Genomic DNA, 26,547 nt, shown 5'->3' with positions numbered 1-26,547 from the left:
GCCAGCTGCTTTTTGTATTTAAATAAATGTTAAGGATCAATAACCCTCGTTCTGCTTTAAATATCCCGGTGTATTAGACGCCCCGTCGATAGCAGTCTGTGGAATTGGGAAGATTCTTTTCTTTACGTCGGCGTTGGATTTTTCGGTCCATTTTCCTTCGTATTTGCCGAAACGGATCATGTCGCTGCGGCGGAGCATTTCCCAGTAAAATTCGAAACCTCTTTCGCGGAATAGCAGGTCGAGGTTCATGGTTGTTAATGCGGGTGGCGGCGTGGTGGCGGTTCTGGATGCCCTTACGATGTTTACGTCTGCCAATGCGGCGGCGGCATCGTTGCTTTTACGCAATTTGGCTTCGGCACGCATCATGTAAATGTCTGCAAGGCGCAGGATTACAATGTCTGCATCCCCTTTGTTACGGCCTGTATTGGATTCGCTGCCGAACTCGTATTTAGCAACGCGGAAACCCGTGTTGTAGTTACTTCCAGCCGTCGTAAAGTCAACGAGTTCGCCAAAACTTACAGGCAGGTCGGCCCTGTTACGGGTGATATAGGCCAATTTACCTACTTTCAGTCTGCCATCCGGACATCTTACAAATGCGCCATTGACACGCAATGCACCATATTGCTGACCGCGCAGAATGCCACGGTTGATTTTGTAATCAGAATCCTTCACACATGTATCAGCCGTGTTGGTATACACAGACATATTTTCCTGATAAAACCGAGGATCTCGTTTGGGATCAACGGCGCCATATGCCTGCACCCACGACTGGTAAAAGTCGGATGTGATGGCGGGGCCGTCTGTTCCGTTTGCGGCTGGGAATGCTGCGAGTGGGAACTGGTCCCCGGAGATGGAGAAGTAAGCCAGACGGTTGTGACCATTCAAATCGGAACGCTGGTCTACTGCGAAAATCAGCTCCTGGTTCGTATGGTTTTGGTTGCCGAAAATCGCGAAATAATCCGGCGACAGTTTTGCTTGTCCTGAGGCAATGATTTTGTCGGTATACTGAATTACTTTGTCCATATCCGCGGGCGAAAATGTGAAAGTCGGCGCGTAAACGTTGCGGTAAACTGCTGCATTTAAATTAAGGCGCGCTAGTAGTCCCCATACGGCAACCTGGTTCAGCCTTCCGGGCCCAACCACAGATTTAGGTTGAACAATCGGCTCAATAGCAAGCAGTTCACTTTCAATGTATTTCACAGCTTCCTCACCTCTAATGATCACGGAGGCCACATTGGGATCGTCCTTTACAAAAACGACGCCGTACATATCCAGCATAATCATGTTATAATATGCACGCATGCCCCGAGCTTCCGCAGCATAAAGTGCCGCTGTGGCCGACTTGGAATCTTTCAAACCGGTGATAGCCGTGATTGACCTTGAAATGGATTGCGATAATGTGTTCCAGGTGCTGGTAACATTCGGATCCGTGGCTGTTGTATTGTGCTGGTGTAGCGCCAGATAGATTCCGTTATCGCCCCAGTCGGTTCCGCCGCGATAGGGTAGGATGGCCTCATCAGTGGATATTTCGTTGAGCGCAAAATAGGTCGTATGCTGAAACAAATTGGGCAGCAATGCGTAAACGGGTGCTATTAGGCCGTTTGCAGCTTCGTCCGGAGACAAATTGGCTTTGAGCGTTTCGTCCAAAACCTGCTCTTCAAGATCGGTGCAGGCGTTTGTGACAAATAATAAGCTCGCAACCGCAAATATGAGTGATAATTTCTTTTTCATCTTTTATTTATTAAAAGCCAATGTTTAGACCAAAAAGGATTGTTTTAGCCTTTGGATAACTCAGATAATCAACGCCGTAAGAAGTGATCTCATTGATATTGCGGTCGTTGTTCACCTCAGGATCGTAACCTGTGTATTTGGTCCATACCACGAGGTTCTGGCCTGTAACCGACACGCGCACAGTCTGCACCCATTTGTTGATGCCCAGTTTCGTGGTATTCAGGTTGTATCCCAATGCAAGATTATTCAACCTCAGATAAGCGCCGTTTTTCAAATATCTTGTAGACACAGGCGCCGAATTGTTCACCGATTCAGCTGCTTCTGCAAATGATTCGCGGGTCACATTCAAACCTTTGGATAATCTCAGCTTAAAGAAATTGGAATTGGCCGTGTTGTCATAAACCTTGTTTCCAGCCACACCGTTGAAGTTTGCTGTCAGGTCGAAACCTTTGAAAGACACATTACCATTGAAATTGTACATCCGGGTAGGAAGTGCCGTCCCGGCAGCAACGCGGTCCTTGTCTGTCACAATTCCGTCGCCATCCACGTCCCTGAATGTGCTGATGCCTTTTTCGTCAAAACCTGTAAATTCTTTGAGGAAGAATGTTCCGATCGGCTGATTATTAATGTATCCGTTAATGGTCGCCGAGGTGAGGCCCGGGCCTTGGGCAGCGCCCGATGGGATCACAGAATAAGGAGAACCTGTTACATTATTTTTGATAAATGTAATGTTACCACCAAAAGAGTAGCGCAGTCCGTTGTCCAGCGATTCGCGATAGTTCAAATCAACTTCAAGCCCCTGGTTTTTAATCTTCATATCAGGCACGTTGGTCCAGAAAACACCGGCTGGCTGGATAGGATCGGCAGGAATTACTTCCAACAATATCTTCTCAGATGTTTTGGTAAAATAGTCGATTTCACCGCTCAATGCGCCTTTGAACAAAGCAAAGTCAAGTCCTATATCCGTTTGTTTGGACACTTCCCATTGAATGTTCGGGTTAGCCAGCCTGGTGTTGGTGGTTCCGGCAGGGTAGGAGCCTGTTCCGATGGGGTAACTTGTTGTGGGTGAGACAACTGATGTAAAACGGGCCTGTGTAATTTTGGAAGGAATTTCCTGATTTCCCGTTGATCCCCAACCTGCACGAAGTTTCAGGTCCGAGAAAGGAGATGACTTCATGAATTCTTCCTCAGAAATCCTCCAACCTAATGAGAATGAAGGGAATGAACCGTATTTGTTGTTAGCTCCAAACTTGGATGATCCGTCAACACGAAGCGTTGCCGTTGCCAGATATCTGTCTTTGAAACCATAGTTCACCCTTCCAAAGAACGATTGCAGCTCATTAATACGAGCATAACCGCCCGGAGCGTTCAGGATCAATGTCAAATCCTGACCAAGGTTCGGGTTATTAATAGGCTCAATGTCCGAAATCGGGAATTTATTAATGCTGAAATTCTTTCCGGACAGCGAAATGCGCTGGAAAGAGTGACCTACTAGCGCACTGAAACTGTGGTTCTTACTATTTGCAGTATACGTCAGGTAATTTTCGATCAGGCTGTTACTGTTTTTTGTCTGGTAATTTTCCAGACGGCCGATCTCGAACGGAACAGCATTCGGCAAGGTTTGCTTGTCCTGGGTTGCCGTAGAATTATCAAGACCGAAATTCAGTTTATAAACCAAACCCTTAATAATAGTCACCGAGGGCGAAATGGATGCCAGGACACGGTTGGTGTTCAAAACTTCTTTGTATAATCTCAGCGGGATCAGTGGGTTGGTTCCATCCTGATACTGAAATGGTTCGCCATTCGCGTCGTAAGGCGCATAGGTCGGGTTTGCGGTGATAGCGCCGCCAATCATTCCCTGAATGTTAGGCCGTCTATTTTTGGTATTGGTTGCATTCAGATTCACATCCAATGTAACGCGGTCGTTCAGCAACTTCTGGGAAAGGTTAATGCGACCGGTGTAGCGGTCCTGCTGGCTGCCTTTCAAAATACCCTGTTGTTTTTGCGCACCGAATGATCCGTAGTAGGTCATTTTATCTGTTCCGCCGCCTACTGAAATGTTGTGGTTATGCGTGGTTGCGCTCCGGGATATTTCCTTTTGCCAATCCGTATTTGCGCCGCCGTCAATCACAGTACCGCCCAGTTTGGCAGCTTCGGTAAGAAATTCCGGGCCTGATAACACATCCAGCGGACGGGCCATCTTGGATATTCCCAATGATCCTGAATAGGTCACACTGGCTTGTCCCGATTTTCCTTTTTTAGTTGTAATTAAAATAACACCATTGGCACCGCGTGCACCATAAATCGCTGTCGCAGAAGCATCTTTCAAAACATCCATCGACTCAATGTCCTGCGGATTGATGAAATTCAGCGGGTTCGTATCGCCGCCGGTTCCGCTATTATCCAGGGCCATTCCGTCCACCACAAAAAGCGGCGTGCTTCCTGTGCGTATCCCACCCGGCCCGCGAACGGTAATGCTGGTTTTTGCACCTGGTTCACCAGTTGCCGAAGTAATGTTCACGCCCGAGACTTTACCTTGCAGCAATTGTTCTGGTGAGTTAATGATACCGGTATTAAATTCGCTGCTTTTCAGGGATTTAACAGATCCCGTAATGTCTTTTTTAACGGTCGTTCCATAACCCACAACCACCACTTCGCTTAGGTTGGATGTTGATTCTTTTAGTCTGATTTCAATCGAACTGTTATTGGATTCTGTGAGTAGAAAATCGTTCAGAGATTGTTTTTCAAAACCTATATAACTGAATTCCAGATTGTAACGAACTCCTGTTTGAAGGCTCGAAATGGTGAAGACACCATTTTCGTCTGTTGTGGCGCCTTGTTTGCTGCCACCGCCAACGGGTGTAACAACCACCGTAACACCGGGCAAACCGTCTTTTGTGCCGTCTGTAAGCACTTTTCCTGTGAGCGTAACGTCCTGTATTACACGCATGTCGGCTCCGAAATGGCTCGATAAACTTCCCGAAACCGGCAATATAGCCGCTGCCGTTGCATATGGCCCATAAATGGCCGCGCCCTGCAACAGGCAAATGCTAAGTGTCCCGGTTTTGACTAATAGAGTCAAAGTTTTTTTCATGAGATCAAATTATTGGGTTGAATTGTTAATGAAAGGTAGGATGCGCAAGCAGAGAGGGGCATATGATGATATTTTAGGGTTCTGGTTACGCAAGATTACAAATTGTATTTTTAAAATATTTAATAGAAATTACCTCATAGGCTATGCAAACGTTTGAAATTTTATGCAAACGTTTGAAAAAATAAGAAGATTTTATAGGATGAAATCAACAGGAAAAGCATCAAAAAACCCCACAAGCAGCCACAATCGGCTATTGCACGCAAAAGTCTTTGTTATTGCCCTTGTGGAAACAATTTATGGAATTGTCAAATCAGCCGCTCGTACTTAAACGTCCTGACGCAGAACTTCCAGAGGCGGACGTGAAAGAATGCCCCGGCTGTTGACCAGTCCAATGAAGACGGTCATGAATGAAATGAATAGGAAGACAATTAAAATTGGTAAAAACTCAGGCTTGAACTCTGCTTCAAAACTGAACTTTGCCAGTAACCAGCTTCCGATCAGCGAAAGCAAAATGCCTGTAAAAGCGGCGAGTGATCCCAGGAAAAAGTATTCCAGTGCCGTAATCGAGAAGATCTGTTTACGGCTCGCGCCTAATGTCCGGAGCAGCACACTTTCCTGTAAGCGCTGGTATTTGCTGATCAATACGGAAGCAATCAGCACAATTAATCCCGTAAGAATACTGAAACCTGCCATAAAGCGGATTACGAAGCCGATTTTATTAAAAATATCATCCAAAACACGAAGTACCAATGCCAGATCGATGATTGAAATGTTGGGAAACTGCCGAACAATGGATTGCTGAAAAACGGCCGATGCCTGCGGATTGGGCACATGCGTGAGCATAACGTGAAACTGAGGTGCTTCTTCCAGCACGCCGGTTGGGAAAACAACCAGGAAGTTGGTTTGGACTTCGCCCCAGTTCACTTCGCGCAAACTGGAAACAGTAGTCGACATCATGGTTCCCTGCACATTGAAAACCAGCGTATCACCCAGTTTGAGCCTGCTCCGGTCTGCAAATCCCTGTTCGATAGAAATGGGGATGAGGCCGTCGGTGCTCCTGTAAGTGCCTTTCCAATTTCCTTTGGTCAGTTTTTCTGTGGAACTCAATGAATCCCTGAATGTTACGCGGTATTCACGGCCGAAGATGCGGCGGGATTGCTCGGCTGTGGTGTCGCCTTCAAAGTCGGATGCTGTTTTTCCATTCACTTCTTCCAACCGCATGTTTACGATCGCAACGTTCTGGTTAACAGGAATATTCTGTGCTTTTGCAATCGCCAGCACAGCTTCTTTCTGACTGCCCTGAATGTCGAAAAGGACAATGTTCGGCTGGTTTCCGCTGGACGACATTTTCACGCGGTTGAGCAAGATTGTTTGAACAAAAAACAATGTGCAGACCAGACAAGTGCCAAGGCCGATGGATACAACCAGAATGGAAGTTTGGTTGTTGGGACGATATAAATTAGCCAGGCCCTGTCGCCATAAATAGCTCCATGACGTAGGGAAAAACTTGCGAACGAGCCACATAAGCAAACTTGCGAATCCATATAATACAACAAACGAAGCCAGAATGCTGGCCGTGAAGACCAGCGCTTCAATCCACGTCTTCATTTGCAGAAATGCGAAGCCGTAAATAAACACGACGATCAGGCCGTAAAGCACCCAGGCCCACGGATCTCTTTCCATCTTCACCGCATCCAGCGAAACGCGCAGCACATTCAGCGGCGAAACCTTGCGGATCAAAACGAGCGGAGGCAATGCGAAAAGGATTGAAATTAGCACACCAATAGCCAAACCTTGTCCGATAGCAAGCCAGGAAATGTCCGTAGTAAGTTCAAAAGGCAGAAAATCCTTGATCACAATCGGCAGAAACTGTTGAATGGTGGTGCCCAGGATCGCGCCTAAAATGGATCCGATAATGCCAATTCCTGCAATCTGGATCAGGTAAATCAGGAATGCCTGAGAGCCTTTAACCCCCAGACAGCGCAGAATAGCAATCGAGTTGAGTTTTTCGCGAATGTAAATATGAATTGCACTCGCAACGCCGATGCAGCCCAAAAGCAATGCGACAAATCCTACCAAGGCTAAAAAACGCGTCAGATCTTTGAATGATCTGCCAGTGTCTTCTTTTTGGGATTGAATGGTTTTGTAGTCCAGATCACCGGCTTCAAAACGGGGTTCAAGCTGCTTGGCAAGCTTTTCAACGTCTGTCTCCGGCGCGAATTTGTAATAATAGCGGTAAGCGACGCGGCTTCCTTTCTGCATTAAACCCGTTTGAGCAAGATAGCGCATGGGAATGTAAACCGATGGCGCGACCGTGCTCGTAAGTCCCGTTGAGCCAGGCGCTTTTTCCAAAATTCCAGCGATGGCAAAAGTTACATTACCGATCTTGATCGAATCGCCCACTTTTGCTTGATATTGCAGCATAAGGCTTTGATCTACAAGCGCTTCTTGCCTCGAACGAAATGTTTGTTCGGCAGTAACGGGAATGGTTTCGAACTTTCCATAGTAAGGAAAATCGCCTTCCAGGGCCTTAACCTGGGCAAGTCTGTTGCCGCCATTTTTTGGAAAATAAATCATGGAGGCAAAACTGCGCTCCTCAGACCTGGTTTTTCCCAAAGAATCCACAAGCGTTTTGGCCTTTCCTTCAACAGGTTTTCCGGTATTAAGGGCCAGATCAGCGCCAATTAATGTTGCTGCCTGGTTATCAATGTTCAATCTGAGGTTATCACCCAGGGAGTAAATGGCCACAAGGGCAGCAATTCCGAGGATAATGGACGAAATGAAAAGCAGCAGCCGAGAGCGGTTTTTCCGGCTGTCACGCCACGCCATTTGCAATAACCAGGGGAAATTAATTTTATCTTGATTCATCATTCAACCAGTTTGCCGCCTTTAATGCGAATAATGCGTTGCGTTTTTGCAGCCAGTTCCAGATCGTGCGTCACAAGCACAAGGGTTGTTCCCGCTTCCCGGTTGAGGTCGAAAAGCAGTTTTACCACTTTTTCGCTGGTTTCTGCGTCCAGGTTCCCGGTCGGTTCGTCGGCAAACAGGATCTGCGGTTTGTTGGAAAATGCCCGGGCCAGTGAAACGCGTTGCTGTTCTCCGCCGGATAATTGGGTAGGATAATGATGGCTTCTTTCGGCAAGGCCTACTTTATCGAGCAGGTCCAGCGCGCGAGGCTTAATGTTCTTTTCGCCTCGTAGTTCCAGCGGGACCATTACATTTTCGAGTGCAGTAAGCGTGGGAAGCAATTGGAAATTTTGGAATATGAAACCTACATACTGATTCCGGACAGCGGCCAGTTGATCTTCATTGAGACCATTAAGCCTCGTTCCGTGCAACTCAACGGTTCCGGATGTAGACCGGTCCAAACCTGCGCACAAGCCCAGAAGTGTAGTTTTTCCGCTTCCGGAAGGCCCCACGATCGACATGGTTGAGCCGGCTGCGATAGAAAAATTGATATTGTCTAAAACGGTCAGCGAACGGTCGCCACTTTTATATATTTTACTAACCTGTTGCAGATCGAGTATGGTATCCATCAATTGTTTTTAATTTTATGTTTTTCCTGTGTGCTAAACTGGGGCAACTTGATTTACTCCAATTTGGTTCTTTTGGATTTAGCTTGCACATAAATATACCATTATATGATGAATCGCTTTGTTTTTATAGCCAAAATGCTGCTTATAGGCGCCATCCTGACTTCTTGCAACAGTGAAAATAAAGAAACTGCCGAACAGAAGGACTCGGTAAAAACAAGTTCAAAAACCCCTGCCAGTGCCAAGAAGACCATTGTGTTTTTTGGAAACAGCCTTACCGCAGGATACGGACTGGATGATCCTTCGCAAGCATTTGCCGGTTTAATCCAAAAACGCATTGATTCCCTGGGACTCAGCTATAAGGTGATCAATGCTGGCGTGAGCGGCGAAACCACTTCGGGCGGAAACAGCCGGATCGACTGGCTTCTGAAACAGCCTTTGGACATTTTTGTGCTGGAACTGGGCGGTAACGATGGTTTAAGGGGCATCCCGGTTTCGGAAACCAGGAAGAACCTGCAAGCCATTCTGGACAAAGTGCGGGCAAAATATCCCGATGCTAAACTTGTCCTGGCTGGCATGCAAATCCCGCCTAATATGGGACAGAAATATGCTTCGGAATTCAAAGCCGTTTATGTAGAGATCGCTGATAAAAATAAAATTACCCTTATTCCATTCTTACTGGAAGGTGTAGGTGGCGAGAGCAAGCTTAACCTGCCGGATGGCATTCACCCAACTGCCGAAGGACATAAAATCCTTGCCGAAAACGTTTGGGTGCGGATTAAGGATCTGCTTTAATTCGCAAGACGGGTGCGTAGTAAACAAGATAAAGGCCCGGAAATATGTTAAAAAACATACATTCCGGGCCTTTGTTTCATTAGGTGTTTTCCTTACACAACCCTGTCGCCACGAATCAATCGAAGAATTATTGCAACAACTGCAATCACCAAAAGAATGTGAATAATGTTTCCCATTCCAAAGCTAGCAAAGCCAAAATAGCCGATCAGCCACAGAATGACCAAAATGACAGCTATTGTATAAAGAAGATTTCCCATTGTTTTAATTTTTTGAGTTAGTGTTATTTGTGATCAGCAATAACCTATCAATTAGGATGCCAGCCTTTAAGATTGAAAATAAGGCGTTATTATTCCCCGAATTCTACAATATTTGATCACATGATATCATGTATAGCTTTAAGTTGTAGAAATTTTTCTCAAACTATATGAAACGAAACACCATTTTAATTCTGCTGATTTGCTCATTTATCTGCCATTTTTCCCCGGCAGCCACTGTCGACACCGTCCAGGTTTACAGTAATATCATGAAAAAAAGCCTTAAAACAGTCGTTATAAGGCCATCTCAATATGATTCAGGTCGAGCCTATCCGGTGGTTTATCTGCTCCATGGATACAGCGGCAACCATGCCGACTGGATTTCGAAGGCCAAAGGCTTTGAAACAGCGGCCGACACTTATAATATGATCATTGTATGCCCGGATGGCGGTTATAGCAGCTGGTATTGGGATAGCCCGGTGGACACGCAGTCGCAATATGAGACCTATGTTTCCAAAGAACTGGTTTCCTTTATTGATTCAAAATATAAAACCGTTAAGGACCGCGCTGGTCGGGGCATTACAGGTTTAAGCATGGGCGGGCATGGCGCGCTTTATCTTGCTTTCAGGCATCAGGATGTTTTTGGGGCAGCGGGCAGCATGAGCGGTGGCGTAGATATCAGGCCGTTCCCAAATAACTGGAACATGGCCGACCGACTGGGAAAATACGCCGAGCAGCCCGAAAGATGGGAGAAGAACACGGTCATTAATATGCTGCACCTGCTGACGCCGAACTCGCTGGCTTTAATCATCGACTGCGGCGTTGACGATTTCTTTTTTAAGGTGAATGAAAAGTTGCACGAACAGCTCGTTTACAGAAATATCCCCCACGATTATCTTGTCCGCCCGGGTGCCCATAATTGGCCTTACTGGACGAATGCAGTACAATATCAGTTGCTTTTTATGAGTAACTATTTCAATAAAAAGCCAAATCCTTCCAATTAAATTTCTCTAATTTACATTTCAAAAAAATAGAATCTACCTTACATTAAATTTTACTATTCAGCTAAATGAGCAACTATTCCTCAACCGTGGAACCCACAAAAGCCCGATTCACTGAAAACAGATATTTGATAACCCTCATCTTCGTAACGTCCCTGTTCATGTTCTGGGGAATTGCCATCACGATGGGCGACGTTTTGAACAAACATTTTCAACACGTATTAAGTCTTACCAAAACCCAGTCTGCATTTGTACAATTCGCCATTTTTGGCGCTTATGGCGTCATGGGAATCCCGGCAGGGCTTTTCATGAAGCGGTTTGGTTATAAGAACGGCGTGCTTTTTGGTTTGTCACTGTTTGCATTGGGGTCGTTCTTGTTTGTTCCGGCAGCTGCGGCAGCATCATTTCCATTCTTCGGAGGAGCATTATTTATCCTGGGTTGTGGAATCTCCACTTTGGAAACTGTGGCGCATCCGTTCGTAGCGTCGCTTGGTGATCAGCGCACGAGTGACATGCGGATCAACTTTGCACAGGCTTTCAATGCATTGGGAACGATCATTGGACCGGCGGTTGGGTCTTATTTTTTGTTGAGGAACAATGTGGAAGGCAGCACGGACCTTACTTCTGTAAAAACATTATATATCGTGATCGGAAGCGTTATCGCCACGATCGCTGTTTTGTTCTCATTTGTAAAAGTGCCTGCGCTAACGGATCCGCACGTGGTTGCTGATCCTGCTGCGGCGAATGTGGACACGCATCCCGAAAAAGGCCTTTTTGAGCACAGACATTTCAAATGGGCGGTTATTGCACAGTTTTTCAATGTAGCGGCACAAGCGGGAACCTGGGCATTCTTCATCAATTACGGTCACGAGAAAATGGGTTTCACCGACGTCGTGGCTGGTAATTACATGATCCTGTTCTTTGTGTTAATGCTTACAGGTCGTTTTGTTGGAACATTCCTGATGCGCTTCGTAGCGCCGCATACGATATTGGCGATTTTTGCAGCTTGTAACATTGTTATGTGCCTTATCATCGCGCAGAGTCTCGGCTGGCCTTCATTCATCGCCTTGCTGATGCTTAACTTCTTTTTCAGCATTATGTTCCCGACCATTTTTAGTTTGGGATTGAAAAACCTGGGCAAGCATACGCAACAGGCTTCATCCTTTATTTCGATGGGTGTTGTCGGTGGCGCGTTCTTTCCTTTCGCTATGGGCGCTGTGGCCGAGTCGGATGTGGCACATGCTTATTATTTGCCGATCATTTGCTATGCAGTGATTTTTCTGTTTGGATACAAATATTATAAGGTGCTTTAAGCCGGTTTGTTCCAGAAATTTTAATCAATAATCAATAAAAAAATCGATTGCTGAAAGCCTGCGGCCGACAGCCTTAATATTATGAAACTCTGGGGAATTGACTTAGGAGGAACAAAAATAGAATGCGCGGTGCTGGATCCCGAGCGCAATTTGGAAGTGGTTGTACGCATGCGCCTTCCGACCGAATCTGCGAACGGTTACGATCATATTTTATCACAGATCAAAAAGCTGATCGATCAGGTTGCGGAGCAGGTGGGAGAGAAGCCAACCAAGATCGGGTTTGCTACGCCGGGCGTTTTGGAGCCCGATTCGCAGTTGATGAAAAACTCTAACACGATCTGCCTCAATGGCATGCCATTAAAAGCGGATCTTGAAAAAATATTAGGCATTCCCGTTCAGCTTGCGAATGATGCCAACTGTTTTGCACTGGCCGAAGCATTGATCGGTGCCGGAAAGGATTATCCCAGAGCGGAAGTTGTTTTTGGTGTGATCATGGGCACGGGCGTTGGCGGCGGATTGGTGGTGAACAACAAGATAATTGCCGGACATCATGGAATTGGCGGCGAATGGGGACATAACATTCTGGAAGAGAACGGTGAACCTTGTTATTGCGGAAAAGCAGGTTGCGTAGAGCAGGTCATTTCCGGCCCTGCGCTGGAACGTTTTTACGAAAAAGTAAGTGGTGAAAAACTGACGATGAAAGTAATCCTGGACCGTTATCACCAGGGCAATGACGAGTTTGCGAAAGCGACCATTGAGCGCTTGCTGGAATTCTACGGACGCGCTATTTCCACATTGATCAATGTCCTGGATCCGGGACTGATCGTGATTGGCGGCGGCGTTGGCAATGTTGAATTGCTTTACACCGCGGGTTTTGAAAAGATCAAAAAATACATTTTCAACAAGGGCGTTGTGACCACGCCGATCCTGAAACCGAAGCTGGGCGACAGCGCTGGGGTTTTCGGGGCAGCGCTTTTGTAAAATATGCTTAGCAAGGTGATTCCCGCATGTTATAACCAGTAAACCAGCACGTTCCGGAGCTTCTTAGTGAATTAATCACTCTATCGGATACAGGGTTCTATGTCAACGAACGGAATCTCCTTGCGCATAAAGTCCATTGATACAGTCCGTGGGCTCATTATGGTGATCATGGCGCTTGACCATGTCAGGGACTATTTTCACATTACGGCATTCTCCGCCGATCCGCTCGATCCGGCCACAACCAATCCCGCCCTTTTCTTTACAAGATGGATCACGCATTTTTGCGCACCGTCGTTTATGCTGCTTTCAGGGATTTCGGCCTATTTGTCCGGCCAGAACAAAACCACCGCTGAAACATCTTCTTTCCTCCTGAAACGCGGTCTGTGGCTGATTCTGGTTGAAATAACCTTCATGACATTTGCCTTTTCGTTTGACGTAACATTTAAAACCATCTTTCTCGCCGTGCTCTGGGCGCTGGGAACGAGCATGCTGGTTTTGGGCTTATTAGTGCGTTTCCTTTCTCCCAAAGCGATTTTGATTTCAGGTTTGATTTTGATTTTCGGTCATAACCTCTTCGATTTGGTGAAAGCAGCGCCCGGCTCAGGGCTGGACATTTTCCTGGATATTTTTATAACGGGCCCAGCACGTTTCGTGCCGAGGGGCGATGGCGGGAATATTGCTTTTCTCTACGTTATACTGCCCTGGGCAGGGATTATGATGTCGGGATACGGGTTAGGGGTGATTTATAACCGGGCATTTCCTGAGCAAAAGCGTAGGAAGTTACTTTTACAATCGGGCATGGCGGCCATTGTGCTGTTCCTGGTTTTGCGCTTCGTGAATTATTACGGAGATCAATCGCTATGGAGCCCGCAATCGGAAGGGCTGAGGACGTTCTTATCATTTATGAATGCGTCCAAATATCCGCCCTCGCTCCTTTTTACCCTCATGACACTGGGCCCGATCCTTATTTTTCTCGCGCTCACCGAGCATGCCGATAATGCGCTGACGCGGTTTTTTACCGTTTACGGTAAGGTCCCGTTCTTCTACTTTACGCTGCATTTCTATCTAATTCACTTGCTGACCATGATCGCCGTTTTGTCCTCGGGCTACACCTGGGCGCAGGCGACTGCACCGGATCTTTTCTTCAAATTCCGCCCGAACGATTTTGGTTACAGCCTTGGAATGGTGTATGTAATATGGATTTCCATTGTCCTCGCGCTCTATTATCCATGCCGGTGGTTTGGGAATTACCGTGAGCGGAACAGGAAATGGTGGCTGAGCTATTTATAGCATTGTTATTTCCCGCTTGTGAAAGGAGCGAATAGCCGCGATACACCCAACAAGCCCGACGCGCTTAAGTTATAAACGGCCCACCTGGAACGCCCCAGCCCCATTTCGGCATTGGTTCTTCGGGATTCATGGTCAGGTCGTCGACATTAGAATTGAGCCGCCAGCCCATTCGTATAATGTAGGAATTGGTTTTTGTTCCATATTGAAATATAGCTTTGCTGTCAAATCCTTTTTATTTGTCCAAAAAGTCCACGCTCAAATGTTGCATTTAATACTCCATCACAATCCCATCGAAACCATCCAGCCTGCTGATCTTCAAGTTAATGCCTGCATTTACATAAGTAAACTTAATAGGCTGGCCGGTGTTTAGGGAGAAGATTTTGGTTGGTTTTTTGGGTGATTTGATTTTGAAATCCAGGTTGTAGACGGGCAATGGTGCGAAATAGGTGTTGCCGCTGAAACCTGTCAGATTGATCAAATGCATGATTAAACCGTCACTTTTTGTCTGCTCTTTATTACTGACGTTGTTCTTCGTAAATTCCTTTAAAATAACTTCAATTCTTTCCGGAGCATTGGTTTGAATGTCTTCTCTTGCGTTTGGTAAAACGAAATGGATTGCGTCCAGCAGCAGATTTTTGTGCTCCTGATAACCGTGCATATAATAGATCCGGCCCAGGCTGACAGGGAAAATAAGTGCTTTGCTTTTTTCATGATTTTTGATCCCTAATGCATAATAGCCCGTCGGTTCGTGGCCGCCGATGATTTCGGGTGGGCCGGGGCGGCCTTTGGATAATATGGGAAGCAGTTTTTGGTCTGTGCCCGAGAGGTCGTAAAGTCCAAGATTGAATTTCCAGAACAGCATTTTCTGACCGGGGAAACTTTTAAAAATGTTGCGGTCGTCCGGAACAAGATAATTTCCGGCGCCGTCATTATCCTTTTTCTCAATTTTTGCTCCGAACAGCTCCTGCAATGTTTCCGGACTGTCGAACATGGTGCGGTTTGTGGCGATCAGGTGAGTGCCTGCTTTGCTCGCATCTTTCAGGACCTGAATGGCTTCGGGTTTTAAATAGGTGATCTCGGGGAGAATGATGAGCTTGTAACCGTTCACTTTTTCGGCCAGGTTTCCGATCTGACCGTCTTCAATGATGTCAAACGGAATGTGCGCCTCACGCAGCATAAGCTGGACGCCGCGATATTCCTGCATCGGTTCGCCATTCGGCCAGGCGCCGGGCGCAATGATGGCGATCTTAGCAAGGGATTTATATTTGCCAAAATACTGCTCATGCTGCTCGTGAAAGGCATAAACCTTCTTGATCACCCCATAATTGCGCTCGTCTTCATAGCCCCGCATATCACCCATCATGCTGAGATCCAGGCCCGAACCATTGGCAATGTTCTCATAAAGCCGAATCTGAACTTCCTGCGGTTCCACAGCATTGTAACGCGATTGAAAAGAAATCTGCTGAATACTGGCGTTGCTGATAATGTGGTCCGGAAAGGAATTAACGGCATTGCTGACATTGTCGGAAGCCGTGTAAGGCCAGTAGGGCAGGGTTGTCATGCTCTGCGATTCGTGCCGGATAATGTCAACGAACTTATCCGAGTAAGTGCAAATGGCGATCTGCTCATTTTTGGACTTTACCAGTTTATGAAGCCTTTCCGACCAATCTTCAACCGTGTGTTTTTTGAACGCAAGATATTTCTGATAAAGTGAATCGGCTTTATTTTCTTCGGTAGGAAGCACTTTTCCGTTCGAGTAAGCGGCAAATGCTTTTTTATCAAACTCATTCTGATCAATGCCGTGGTATTTTCCTTCGTATGGATTGTTCACCTGGTAACCCGGCATATTCAGGAAAATCCCGTCGATCGGGAACATATCAATCACTTCTTCAATGATCTTAAAGGCCTTTTCCTGCACGTAGGGCGCATTAATGGAGACCACATACATGTCGGTGTTGATGATCCGCTCACCTTTTGGAGAAATGTAGCACCATTCTGGATGCGCTTTGTAAATGCTTTCGTGGACCCGGCTGAAATCGAAGCGGACGATGACCTTAATGTTGTTTTGATGACATTTTTTGATAACATCACCCAACACATTTTCCTTCATAAATGGATTGGTATAATGGAAGTCCAGCTTGGTAGGATAAAAAGCCATGATTCCGCCCGCATTGATCAGCAATGTGTTAGCGGAATAAGTGATCAAATCTGCAACGATAGAATCAGCATTGATGGTGGCGGCTTCATAGGAAGGCAGGTTCATCTGGATCACCCGCAGATTGTTCCTTTTCCACCAAAGATCTTTGGTATTTTGTGCGTAAAGCGTGTTGGTCAAAAACAGAAATAAGATAAGCGCCGTTAATTTTTTCATCAGGAATTTATGTCGTTTACAGGGAAAGCAATGATGTAATTGTGATCTACTAACGGTTTTCGATCGTTTTGGAAAATGGGTTGCCGGCATTTGGCGCAATTTTTATAGCTCTTGTTATATAAAATCTTTCTCATCAAAAGTTACCGGAATTGGATAAGGTTAAAGTCGCGGCGCTGCTCATTATTCTTTATGTGGCGGCGGGCCATCGTGCTGAGGCACAGGAAGGCTGGTTTAAAAGATTTGTACAAAAGACCGTTTCTGATACAACCGCTCCCGGCGAATCCAGCTTCCGGATCTATCCTACATTGGGCTACTCGCCGGAAACCAGCTTTGAATTCGGATTGTCCTCCTTACTGATCTTTCAGGCTAACAAAGACACCCTCAACCGGTTAAGCGAAGTGCAGGCTTTCACATTTGTAACATTGGAAGCGCAATACGGCATCTGGCTGGATAACGCTATTTATGGGGACAAAGACAACTGGTTTTTCCTTGGTAGGACGCGTTTCCAGCGTTTCCCGCTGCTTTATTACGGCATAGGACCTGAAACGGTGGGTAAGGATCCGGCACTGATCGACGCGAATTACATTCTTTTTAAACAAAGGGTTCTAAGAAAAATAAAGCCCAACTTCTTCGCCGGGCCTGAAATTGATTACCAGCAACTATACAACACAGATTTTGAACAACCTGATAATCACACCTATGACAAGCCGCTGGGAAGTGACGGGACGCGAAACATAGGGCTTGGTGGTGCCTTGGTTTACGACAACCGGCATAATGTGCTCAATGTCCGCAAAGGATTTTTCGGGGAAATATCATTTTTGAAATACAGCCCGTCACTGGGAAGTAACTTTAATTTTCAGGGCGTTAACCTGGACGTGCGTTCATCGCATCCCGTGAGCGCGCGCAATGTGCTGGCCTGGCAAGTTTTGGGCAATTTTTATTCGGGTAATGTTCCGTTTAACCAGCTTGCATTGATGGGCGGCGAAATGATCATGCGGGGTTACTACTATGGCCGTTACCGGGATAAAAATATGATCGCAGGCCAGGTGGAGCATCGTTGGCTGCCATTTGGGTTTAGTAAGCGTTTCGGTGCCGTGGCCTTTGCCGGAACCGCCGTTGTGGCACCAAAGCTTAACGCATTCACATTAAAAGACATAAGGGCCTCTGGTGGTGTAGGCCTGCGTTATTTGCTTTTTCCAAAAAAAGACATTTTCCTCAGACTCGACGTTGGTTTTACCAAAGACGGGCCAGGATTTTATTTGTTTACAGGAGAAGCCTTTTAATGCGATTTCAAAATCAATCCCTGTGCTTGTAAGTGAAAGCCACAATGAACAAAAGCACGCCCACAAAGCCCAAGGCGATAGATAGGGAGGTGAATTCTGCTATAAACCCAATCAATGCGGGGCCAGCCAATTGTCCTGCGTAGCCTAATGTTGTCACGGCAGGAAGGGAAACGGACGGTGGCACATTGGGAAAACGACCAGCGGCTGTAAAAAAAATCGGGACGACATTAGCGGCACCCAGACCAACCAAAACGAAGCCGGCCAATGCAGCCGGTGCCCAGGGCACTGCTACTGCGAGCAGGAAGCCAGCTCCCGCCAAAAATGTTCCGTAAAAAACAACCTTAGAAGGTCCGAGCTTATGGATCAGGTTATCACCGGTTAAGCGCATAATAGCCATGGCAACAGAAAATACTGCATAACCAACGCCGGAGAGGGAAGGGTCAAAGTCCCGGGAAAACTGTAAAAATACCGCGCTCCAGTCCAGCAACGAACCTTCCGCCAGGAATAGGATAAAGCACATAAGCCCCAACACAAGCACAGGGCCTTTTGGGAGAATAAAACTCGCTTTGTCGATTTTTGCTTCTTCGGAATGGGGGAGTAAATATTTGAACTGCGTGGCTGCGATAATAACCAGCAATGCGGAAATGCTCACCGCCGCAACCGTGGGTGAAAGTCCTGCCTTGATCAGAAAACCGAGCCCGATGGAACCCAGTAAGCCACCTACGCTGAACATTCCGTGAAAAGATGACATAATGTGGCTTCCGTGTTTTTCCTGGACCAAAACGGCCTGCGCGTTCATAGCCACATCAACCGAGCCGATGCCCGCTCCAAACACAAATAAGGCAGCCGCAAGTTCGTAAGGCGTGCTGGCCAGTAAGAGCAAGGGCAAGAATATAGCAATAATCAGCGCGGAGAGAAGAGAGATCCGGCGGCTACCGTATTTATTGATTAAAATTCCGGTTATAGGCATTGTCAAAATTGCACCTGCTCCCAAGGCTAACAGTACGACGCCTAAGTCAGCCTCACTGAGCCCCAATGCAAGTTTAGCGAAAGGCACCATCGGGGCCCAGCTGGATAAACCGATCCCGCAGACCAGGAAAATGAGTAATACCGCTTTTCTTGCAGCGCTTATTTTTGCTTTTTCTTGCATAAAAGGACTAATACAAAAGGATTATGATGCAATAATATGCAACATTAATGAGATTGTTAAAATAAATGTTGCAAAAAACTGCAAATTGTTTGCGTGAAAACATTCGGGTTAAAAAAAAACTATCCGGCTTTGAGGAGCCCGGATAGTTTCTACTATGCGAATGTAAGTGGCCTGTCAGATATTTTTCTTCTTCGATTCTTTCACAGCGAAATCAACCGCGCGGGCCGTTAATGCCATGTAAGTCAGCGAAGGGTTCACACAAGAAGCCGAAGTCATGGCTGCACCGTCGGTAACAAACACGTTTTTAACGGAATGCAATTGGTTGTTTCCATTCAAAACCGAAGTTTTAGGGTCACGGCCCATTCTGGCTGTTCCCATTTCGTGAATAGCCATGCCAAGATATGATCCGTTGTCATGCGTTTTCACATTTTTAAGACCTGATTTTTCGAGCATTTCGGCTGCGTCATTCATCATGTCCACGCGCATTTTTTTCTCGTTCTCGCGCAGTTCTGCATCAAATACTACTGCCGGCATGCCGAATTTATCCTTATTGTCTTTGTTCAGATACATGTAGTTTTCGTGGTAAGGCAATGTTTCGCCAAAACCGCCGAAGCCCATTGTCCAGTTGCCCGGAGTTGTCAGTTCTTCTTTGAAGTCAGCACCGAAAGCAAGTTCGGCAACATTGCGCTGCCATCCCTGACGGCCACCGCCACCCTGGTAACCGAACCCGCGCAGATAATCACGTTTATCAGAACCGATGTTGCGGTAACGGGGAACGTAAATGCCATTGGCACGGCGTCCGAAATAATATTTATCCAAATCACCTTCCCAAACGCCACTGGCGCCTGTTCTGAAATGGTGGTCCATCAAGTTATGTCCCAGCTCGCCCGAATCATTGCCCATTCCGTTCGGGAAACGGTCCGACGTTGAGTTGAGCAACACAGCTGTTGAACCCAGGGCGCTGGCGCAAACGAAAATCAGTCCTGCGAAATACTCCTTTTCCTGCAATGTTACCGAATCCACCACTTTTACACCTGTGGCTTTGCTCGATTTTGCATCATAAGTAATTTCCCGCACAACCGAATCCGGACGCAAGGTTAGCAAGCCGGTTTTTACTGCTGGCGGAAGCGTGCTGGACTGCGTACTGAAATAAGCACCGTAAGGGCAGCCCAGTGAGCATTTGTTACGATACTGGCATGGAGAGCGGCCTCCTTCAAGCTGGATTTTGGTCGGCTGTGAAAGGTTAGCAACGCGGCCAATGGTCATTGTGCGGCCGGGGAATTGCTTTTCGAGTCTTTTTCTAACTTCTTTTTCAACGAAATACATGTCCATAGGTGGAATGAAATCGCTGTCCGGCAACTGAGGAAGCCCCAGTTTTTCGCCTGAAATCCCAACATGTTTTTCAACATAAGAATACCAGGGCGCTATATCTTTATAACGGATCGGCCAGTCAACTGCGATGCCGTCCTTTAAATTCGCTTCAAAATCAATGTCGCTTAACCTGTACGACTGCCTTCCCCACATGATCGATTTCCCGCCAACAATGTTGGGACGGAACCAGTCGAACCTTTTCTTTTCCTCGTAAGGCGAGTCCATATCATTCATCCAGTATTTTTCCGTCATTTCATTATACGGATAATCGCGGGAGAGGAATGGGTGCGTTTCTTTTTGCTTTACCGTCAGCCGGCCGTTGTATTGCGTTTCCCAGGGCGCTTTCAGGGCGTTTTCGTAGCCGGTAACGTGTTCCAGGTTTTTGCCTTTTTCGAGCATCAGCACTTTCAGCCCTTTTTCTGTCAGCTCTTTTGCTGCCCAGCCACCGGATACGCCGGAACCGATCACGATTGCGTCGTAGGTAATTTCTTTTACTGCGTCAATATTTAAATTCGCCATTATAAGGGATATTATTAATGATTTGGTCAGGGATAGTCATTTATAGCGCCCAGCTTTTCTGGCCTTTTGGCATCGGCCAGCTGCCGTCGAAGCGTCCCGGGATCGGCAAATAATCCAGTGCCTGCGTTGCACCGATTTCTGAAGTGAAATAACCGGTTACGGTTAAACCTTTCATTTGCAGGAAAAATGGCTTATCCGAAACCGTTGTGCGTTTGATAATGTCGTTTTTCTGCGTTGCATCCAGGGCCGAAAACCCTTTGCTGTACACTTCTTTGCTTTGCGCATCTATTTTATCCAGTCCGGAATAAAATTTCTTTTGATCCGCCATTTCGTAGCAGTCGCGCATGATCCTGGTGATAAACTTGTCTGCGCCCGCAGCCTTGGCCCCCGGCGTTCCGGTGGTTGGGATGATAGTATCTGCAACATCGGCCAAAAGTGCTTCCTGTTCGGCAGATATATCCAGTGAAGGGCCAAAGTTCAGTTTTTCACCCATGATACCTGCCATTAAGGGGGCGGAGAGTGTGCCTCCAAGCAGGAAGGTTATTTTTTGAACAGCTTCTCTACGGTTCATTAGTCAAGGATTTAAGTCGGGAATGGAATTAATTAAAATTAACCTTTAAATATAACAACCTGTCCAGAATTTTTGCCATTTAAGGCCAAAATTTTCCGTAAATTAACTCAGGTCCACCGATTAATCATCGCATTTGTCTTGGTCGCCTCCAACCTGCCATATTTGATCAATATTCTGAACCAAAGCTTAGGCATTCGTCAGATTCTTCGATCTGGCGGATAAGTTTAAAGGTTAAGTAATAGAGGAACGTTGAGTAAATAATGCGGATAACTTTCCTGATTTTCAGGAAAGTTATTTTTTTCTAAAGTAGACGGCAAGCCTGAATGGCGTATTCAATGTATCAAACCATGTTTTCAAACCTAGCTAATAATCGAATTGCCAGATGCCTTAAAATGCATCTGTTTTTTAAGAGGTGACCCAAGGGTCATGACAGTGTGTGTATAGTGAAAGTGGCAGGGAATTTCCCTGCCACTTTTTTGTTTGATCCAATAAAAATCCGCTTTGAATGATTGAAATTATTTGGCGGGAGTAATCACAATATTTCTGTATTCCACCGGGCCATGATCGCCCTGGATGTAAAGCGGGCCTGGCTCGCCTTCGTTGCTGTCCAGCGCCCCACCTGTGATGCCGGGAATTTCCTGATTGGTGATCACGGTTTTGCCGTTGGTAACCAGTGTCAGCATGCGGCCAACCAATGTAATGTCAAAAGACTGCCATTCGCCCGGATCTTTGGCCATCATTTCGCTTGGAACCAGGAAGCCGTAAACTGCACCCAACTGGTCCAGAGATGGTTCCATGCCTTTGCTGTCGGTAACCTGCACCTCATAACGGCCTCTCAGATACACGCCGCTATTGCTTCCTTTTGGAATGCGGAATTCCACATGCAGTTTAAAATCATTGAATTTCTGATCTGTAATAAGGTTTGCACCGGATTTTGGACTGCGCAAAATGCCGTTTTCAGCGATCCACTGGTTCTCACCGGCTGCATGCCATCCCTTGATCTCATTTCCGCCGGTGAGCTTGATCGGCGTGCCCCATACAGGTGCCGCTGTCCTGCGTAAAGACGGTGCGCGAACGCCAGTGTAATTGTATTTTTTACCATCGGGTGTGCTTACACTTCCTGCGATCTTTTCTCCTGTCAGCGTTCCTTCGAGCTTTAAATTGCCATCACCTTTTTCCCATTGCGGCGGGATTTCAAAGCTAAACCGGCCATCCTTAAAGATGACTTCTGAAATAGGGCGGGCACTTCCCGAGACGCTTGTAAACTGGCCAATCAATGTATGGTTGCCTGAATGGCGCACTTCCAGCCAGGATGGGGCCTTTTTGCCATCCATATCTACGGTAATGTCCCAGCGGCCTTCGATAGGCGCGGGGGCAGGGGCTGAGGGGATCGGATTTGCTTGGTTTGCGAAAGCGCCTGGCAATAATGCGAATGCAAAAAGACAGGTTTGTATTAATTTCTTCATGTTTTTGATAAAAAGTTAAGGGTGACAATTTAAATATAAAATTCGACAAAAGACTCCGGTAACGCACAGCCTGTGACCATCGCCGCCGCATGGATTAAAAACTTTTCAAAATAGCGGATATGTTGGCTAACTTTGAAAGGATACGAAATGTAAAATAAGGATGGATAATACCGAGGCGCCCCTGCTATCAGACATTGAAAATGTAAAAAAATCGGGATCGTATCTACCATTCCATGCCCGCTGTTAAGCAATTAGGGCAATGTTCTCGCTCTGTCAATAGTTAAATTCCATCGTATAGGGAGTGATAGCCGGGCTTTTGGATCCGACGCTGACTTTGCTTGGATAACCATTTGCAGCGTATTCATATTTGTAATCAATAGAATAAATCGGGCCATTGGCATCGCTTACGGTCTCTTTCACCACATTGTTCGGGCTCATAGCATGTGCAGCCAGCTGCCCGGTCCGGTCCAGGCCAAGCTTAAAGAACGGGTTTGGATGATTGTCAAATTCGTATTCGACATAACTGCCGGGAGCAGCTTGTTCGGCATATTTGACCCAGCTTTTGGCGATATTATGCTGCCCATTCCGGATGTAGAATATTGAAAAATCGTTGGCTGTGTTGGTCTTCTCGGTAAATTCCTGGCGCGTGATAAACCCTTCTTTATCAATTGCATAAGTCCTGTAAAAAATTTCCAGGAAAATCAGGTTCTCTTCCGTCACTTCGCGCAGTGAATCATTATCAGGCTTATTAAACCGGATCGAATACGCAGGTTTGAAAACATCGGAAACGGTTTGCGCTTCGCCGTTCCAGGCCGCGGAGACAACATCGTAAGATTCTGTAACCCCCGCATTCCTTACGAAATTGCCGCTTTGATAATGCCCGGGAACATTAAAAAACAGAAACTTTTTTTGTTCACGAAGCAAATCTCCCTCATAAATGTATTCTGCAGCGAGTTTGCCGTTATACAGCAGCTTTTTCAATTTCACATCTACGGGCGGCGAACCAAAAGGCGCCTGTTGCTTCGCCAGCACCGCAGGGTCGGGGTAGGGCGCAGGCTGGTTTTTATCATCGTTACAGGATCCCAGTGCAAGCAAGAAAAGAAACGCCAGATGTTTTTTCATGAATGGAATGTTTAAGATTGAACCGGGCTGCAACGACTGCCGCTATTTCCGTTGCTGAGATAAAAATGTGATCAGCGAAGCAAATTCCTCGTAAGAAAGCTCATTCGCAAGCCCAGGAGGCATCATTGACGTCTCCATTTCTTTCCGCGAAATGATATCGGATGCTTTTACAACCGTTACTTGTCCGGTAATGTCACGGATTACAACCTTCTCCGCCGATTCTTCGGAAACGAATCCCATGTAAGTCTTGTCCCCTTTTGCAGTGATCAACACCGAGGCAAATCCCTGAGAGATAGATGCATTGGGCTTCAAAATGGATTCGGCGATCTGTTCGCGGTTCATAATGGAGCCGATCTGGCCCATAAATGGTCCTTTCATGACTTCGCCTTTGCTGAGGCTATGGCATGCAATGCATCCCTGCTTGGTGAATAACTGTTTTCCCAAAGCAGGATTACCTTCGATTTTGGCAATCGCCAGCATGACATCTTCAATCGAAGATTCGCCCACCTGCCCTTTTTTATTTCGGATTTTATTTAAATCAATTTTCACTTCTTCTTTGGCGGCGACCACTTCTTCACCGCCGAATTCGGTGATGCCCATGCGCATTTTACCATTCAGGTCGGCAAAGCGCTGCTTTCCGTTTTCATCCGTCTTTTTCCATTCCTCCATCAAAAATCCTTTGATCGAATCCGACGATTCCCACGTAACGGCCTTATAGTAAGGCCCATGCGTATCAGGGCGGGTGCTCCACCACCAGGAGCCGTCATAGGGTGCTTCTTTCTTGTAAAGCCGTGCTAATGTGGTCATTATCTGGTTTTTAGATGCATCGCCTTTCGCTCGTCCGTAAGCCGAAATCAGCCCTGATACTGCTTTGGGATCATGCATGTAACGCAGTGCCCATAGCGCGAGCGTGGCATTTTCTGTTCCGATGGCTTTCACGCATGCATCCACAGCATTGAGCGCAACAAGTGCTCTTACGGCAATGTGCGGGGCAATAATGGGTGAGTTTGGCGTTGCGTGCGGTCCTTCTGTTCCTTTGGCAGGCGATACGAATGATGCAGGCACCTTTACTTTCAGCAATGCGTCTGCCGTTTCAGGGCGGCCTAGCCGGCCTAATCCTACCGTCGACACAAGCTGGACGCGCGGCGATCCGTCTTGCAAACCTTTCAGAAACGGCTCAACAGGGACATTAGAAACATTTTTCAGGCGATCGGCCAATGCGCGGAGGGCAAATTCCCTCACATCATTATCTTCAGTGAGCTTAACGAGGTTATCCTGGCCGGTAGTGCCTGCAACCTGGGCATATGTGAAAATCCCGGCAACACGTGCGTAAAGCGGGAGTTTTTTGTTCGTGGCAATGCCTAAGGATGCTTTTCCGGCATCTTTTGCTTTCCGGGTAAGCAACTCCTGTTGTGCAGCGAGGCGTTGGACCGCGCTTGCATTCGTCAGCAATGCAGCCAGGTCTTTTACAGAGGATTTTTTAAGGTCAGCAAAAGGTTTGTACTGCCAAGTTTTGGGCACCGCACGAACCACAAAACCTTTGCCCGGATTCCCTGAATAACCCGCGCCATCCCAGGCAGATAAGTACACGCTTCCTGCCGCATCGATATCAATATCTGTAATCTGTGCAAGCTTGATGAATTCCTCTTCTTTCTGCGTGAACGTAGGCCCGTCGGGTGTCACCCTATGAATGTAAAGCTGGTTTCTGCCCCAGTCGGCCATCATAGGCACCTGATTGTATTTTGCGGGCCAGTTGGGATCATCCATAAACAAGGACCCCGTCCCCGAGCCACCGCCCACATCGACGAGCGCAGGAATAATTTCTTCTGTAAAATGCTTGAAGAGAACAGGATAGCCATATTCACCTGATTGTATCTGATGGCTGAACCGAATGTTCCAGCCGCCTCCGTCATTGGTGTTGTCTCTTGTGAAAATATTCATGTAGGGGTCAATCGCCACATCGTAAATGTTACGCATGCCGTGAGTGAAAACCTCCATCTCAGTCCCGTCGGGTCTAACACGCACGATTCCACCACCCAGTTGGGTCAGCTTTTTGCCCGACCTGTCGACGGCGTCATGAAAACCAAAATCACCGACAGCAATGTAAATCCAGCCATCGATCCCCATCCGAATCCCGTTTGTTGAATGATCCGTTCCTCGGCTTTGGAGGAATTTTGGTGAGCTTATGCTTTGGATCAAAGGCGAAGGGCCTCCGTCGGCCACGCCATCCCGGTTTTTATCTTCAAAAACGACCAGGTCCATCCCCGATGCCTTTTGTGTTTCTTTTGAAAAGGTGGTGTGTAAAACAAATACGCGATCACCCATAGCAATGATTCCACGCGGATTATCCACCTCTGCGAATGTGGTATTTTTATCAACTTTTCCATCATGATCCGTATCGACCAAGCGCACAATGCGTCCTTTTCCGGGCGTTTTCCCTAGTGAGCCAATCATGTCAACGCCCACAAAAACTTCTCCGCTGGCTGCAACGGCAAGGCAGGCTGGACTTGGTGTAAGGTCTGACCCGGCAAAATGGGTAACATTCAACTCAGCAGGCCATGCGGCTGCATTAGGAAGAGAATCCGCTGTTACAGAGCGGGCTGGGCTATTAACGGATGCAGAACGGTCGATCGCTGCATTATTCCAGTAAAGGATCAGGAAGGCAGTTACGAGACTCAGAGTAATCTTTAACATAATTGGAT

18 protein-coding genes are annotated in these 26,547 nt (G+C 46.8%); 6 read left to right on the top strand and 12 right to left on the bottom strand.

Annotation, left to right across the window (positions count from 1 at the left end; all coding sequences use genetic code 11):
• Positions 1-36: 36 nt before the first annotated feature.
• From G395_RS0112725 to G395_RS0112700, 4 genes are all read right to left on the bottom strand, one after another.
• Positions 37-1,731, bottom strand: coding sequence for a RagB/SusD family nutrient uptake outer membrane protein (locus tag G395_RS0112725; RefSeq protein WP_026630389.1), 1,695 nt, complete (start codon positions 1,729-1,731; stop codon positions 37-39).
• A 10-nt stretch (positions 1,732-1,741) separates the two neighbouring features.
• Entirely contained in the window at positions 1,742-4,825 is a 3,084-nt protein-coding gene (locus tag G395_RS0112720; RefSeq protein ID WP_211237773.1) for a SusC/RagA family TonB-linked outer membrane protein, read from the bottom strand.
• 324 nt (positions 4,826-5,149) lie between these two features.
• A complete protein-coding gene (locus G395_RS0112705) occupies positions 5,150-7,696 on the bottom strand; it encodes an ABC transporter permease (protein WP_310588877.1) in 2,547 nt (848 codons plus the stop codon).
• A complete protein-coding gene (locus G395_RS0112700) occupies positions 7,693-8,361 on the bottom strand; it encodes an ABC transporter ATP-binding protein (protein ID WP_026630386.1) in 669 nt (222 codons plus the stop codon). Before G395_RS0112700 ends, G395_RS0112705 begins: the two co-directional genes overlap by 4 nt.
• Positions 8,362-8,469: 108 nt before the next feature.
• Here G395_RS0112700 and G395_RS0112695 point away from each other — a divergent pair, with 108 nt between their 5' ends.
• Positions 8,470-9,153 carry an arylesterase gene (locus G395_RS0112695; RefSeq protein WP_026630385.1) on the top strand — a complete coding sequence of 228 codons (684 nt, stop codon included), beginning with the start codon at positions 8,470-8,472 and terminating at the stop codon, positions 9,151-9,153.
• 92 nt (positions 9,154-9,245) lie between these two features.
• Here the strand turns inward: G395_RS0112695 and G395_RS32075 are convergent, their stop codons facing one another.
• On the bottom strand, positions 9,246-9,410 hold the full coding sequence (locus G395_RS32075; RefSeq protein ID WP_157486687.1) for a lmo0937 family membrane protein: 165 nt from the start codon (positions 9,408-9,410) through the stop codon (positions 9,246-9,248).
• A gap of 167 nt (positions 9,411-9,577) precedes the next feature.
• Here G395_RS32075 and G395_RS0112685 point away from each other — a divergent pair, with 167 nt between their 5' ends.
• The 4 genes from G395_RS0112685 (at position 9,578) to G395_RS0112670 (ending at position 13,992) form a co-directional block, all read left to right on the top strand.
• Positions 9,578-10,411 carry an alpha/beta hydrolase gene (locus G395_RS0112685; protein ID WP_035361180.1) on the top strand — a complete coding sequence of 278 codons (834 nt, stop codon included), beginning with the start codon at positions 9,578-9,580 and terminating at the stop codon, positions 10,409-10,411.
• A gap of 65 nt (positions 10,412-10,476) precedes the next feature.
• Positions 10,477-11,721, top strand: coding sequence for an L-fucose:H+ symporter permease (gene fucP / locus G395_RS0112680; protein WP_026630383.1), 1,245 nt, complete (start codon positions 10,477-10,479; stop codon positions 11,719-11,721).
• 81 nt (positions 11,722-11,802) lie between these two features.
• Positions 11,803-12,702 carry an ROK family protein gene (locus G395_RS0112675; RefSeq protein ID WP_026630382.1) on the top strand — a complete coding sequence of 300 codons (900 nt, stop codon included), beginning with the start codon at positions 11,803-11,805 and terminating at the stop codon, positions 12,700-12,702.
• A 99-nt stretch (positions 12,703-12,801) separates the two neighbouring features.
• Entirely contained in the window at positions 12,802-13,992 is a 1,191-nt protein-coding gene (locus tag G395_RS0112670; protein WP_026630381.1) for an acetyltransferase domain-containing protein, read from the top strand.
• A gap of 268 nt (positions 13,993-14,260) precedes the next feature.
• Here G395_RS0112670 and G395_RS0112665 read toward each other — a convergent pair whose 3' ends face one another.
• Complete coding sequence (locus G395_RS0112665) at positions 14,261-16,363, bottom strand: family 10 glycosylhydrolase (protein WP_026630380.1); 2,103 nt, start codon at positions 16,361-16,363, stop codon at positions 14,261-14,263.
• A gap of 149 nt (positions 16,364-16,512) precedes the next feature.
• On the opposite strand from G395_RS0112665, the gene G395_RS0112660 reads away from it, so the two are divergent.
• Positions 16,513-17,646, top strand: a complete 1,134-nt coding sequence (locus G395_RS0112660) for a BamA/TamA family outer membrane protein (RefSeq protein WP_026630379.1) — start codon at positions 16,513-16,515, stop codon at positions 17,644-17,646.
• 13 nt (positions 17,647-17,659) lie between these two features.
• Here the strand turns inward: G395_RS0112660 and G395_RS0112655 are convergent, their stop codons facing one another.
• From G395_RS0112655 to G395_RS0112625, 6 genes are all read right to left on the bottom strand, one after another.
• Complete coding sequence (locus tag G395_RS0112655; RefSeq protein ID WP_026630378.1) at positions 17,660-18,796, bottom strand: MFS transporter; 1,137 nt, start codon at positions 18,794-18,796, stop codon at positions 17,660-17,662.
• Between the two features lie 174 nt (positions 18,797-18,970).
• The gene (locus G395_RS0112645) at positions 18,971-20,686 is read right to left on the bottom strand and encodes a GMC oxidoreductase (protein ID WP_026630377.1); all 1,716 of its coding nucleotides are present in this window, start codon (positions 20,684-20,686) and stop codon (positions 18,971-18,973) included.
• A gap of 40 nt (positions 20,687-20,726) precedes the next feature.
• A complete protein-coding gene (locus G395_RS0112640) occupies positions 20,727-21,257 on the bottom strand; it encodes a gluconate 2-dehydrogenase subunit 3 family protein (RefSeq protein WP_026630376.1) in 531 nt (176 codons plus the stop codon).
• A 515-nt stretch (positions 21,258-21,772) separates the two neighbouring features.
• On the bottom strand, positions 21,773-22,723 hold the full coding sequence (locus tag G395_RS0112635; RefSeq protein WP_026630375.1) for a 3-keto-disaccharide hydrolase: 951 nt from the start codon (positions 22,721-22,723) through the stop codon (positions 21,773-21,775).
• A gap of 273 nt (positions 22,724-22,996) precedes the next feature.
• Complete coding sequence (locus G395_RS0112630) at positions 22,997-23,845, bottom strand: hypothetical protein (RefSeq protein WP_157486683.1); 849 nt, start codon at positions 23,843-23,845, stop codon at positions 22,997-22,999.
• A gap of 42 nt (positions 23,846-23,887) precedes the next feature.
• On the bottom strand, positions 23,888-26,539 hold the full coding sequence (locus G395_RS0112625) for a DUF7133 domain-containing protein (RefSeq protein WP_026630373.1): 2,652 nt from the start codon (positions 26,537-26,539) through the stop codon (positions 23,888-23,890).
• Positions 26,540-26,547 lie beyond the last annotated feature (8 nt).

The sequence above is a fragment of the Dyadobacter alkalitolerans DSM 23607 genome (genome assembly GCF_000428845.1).
In the GTDB taxonomy this organism is placed as follows: domain Bacteria; phylum Bacteroidota; class Bacteroidia; order Cytophagales; family Spirosomataceae; genus Dyadobacter; species Dyadobacter alkalitolerans.
The sequence above is the reverse complement of the archived record's forward strand: the minus strand, read 5'-3'. Positions and strand labels throughout refer to the sequence as shown.